The organism is Psychrobacter nivimaris, from assembly GCF_904846365.1.
In the GTDB taxonomy this organism is placed as follows: Bacteria; Pseudomonadota; Gammaproteobacteria; order Pseudomonadales; family Moraxellaceae; genus Psychrobacter; species Psychrobacter nivimaris_B.
Genome location: NZ_CAJHAL010000076.1, coordinates 1 through 759, shown reverse-complemented (window position 1 = coordinate 759; position 759 = coordinate 1). Strand labels below are relative to the sequence as shown.

1 protein-coding gene is annotated in these 759 nt (G+C 37.5%); it reads right to left on the bottom strand.

Annotated features, from left to right (window positions below; genetic code table 11):
• Positions 1-60: 60 nt before the first annotated feature.
• On the bottom strand, positions 61-717 hold the full coding sequence (locus JMX63_RS14395; protein WP_201573194.1) for an IS1595 family transposase: 657 nt from the start codon (positions 715-717) through the stop codon (positions 61-63).
• Between the last annotated feature and the right edge of the window lie 42 nt (positions 718-759).

The window sequence follows — 759 nt, the reverse complement described above, 5'->3', positions numbered from 1 at the left end:
GGGGCTATAGATTGAGTAAATAGAGATAAATAAAAATTAAGGGGCTGTAGTAGATAAGGATTAAATATCACACCATTTTTTCAGCGTTTTAAGCTGATTAGATGGTGACCCATAGTTAAATCTAAACTCGCACTCTTTTAAAAATAAATGGAAATTCTTCTTATCAATTCCATTATATTTTCTGAGCGTTCGTTTAGACTGATTCCAAAAGTTCTCAATGCCGTTGATGTGATTGTTTTTACCACAAGTAAACTCTTTAGAGTGATTGACTCTGAAATGTTTGAATTCGCTCACATCTAATGCATTATAACTTCGATAGCTATCAGTATAAACAAAGCTGTCAGGCTTGATTTTACGCTTGATGACAGGCATTAGGGTGGTTTGTTTGGTGTCTGCTACGACAATGGTATAAACCTTACCATGTCGTTTTAGGATACCAAACACGGCTGTTTTACCAGCAGCTCCGCGACCTCTTTTGCCTTTGCGTACGCCGCCAAAGTAGCTTTCATCTAATTCGACTTCGCCATCAAAAAGCTCATCAGCTTGTAATGAGAGATGATGACCTATAACAAGTCTAATTTTATGATAAAAAAGTGCAGCACTGTTAGGCTGGATATCAAGCAAATCTGCGGCTGTTCTAGCAGTTACTTCAGCCGTGAAAAACTCTAATAGCCTTCGCTGTGCTTTTTTACTTAGTTTACAACGGGTTATCTTCATAAAAGTAGTCTAGCATAGTGCTTATCTACTACAGCCCCAAAA

Coding starts and splice junctions, on each gene's coding strand:
- JMX63_RS14395 (WP_201573194.1), bottom strand. CDS start 717: ATGAAGATAACCCGTTGTAAACTAAGTAAAAAAGCACAGCGAAGGCTA.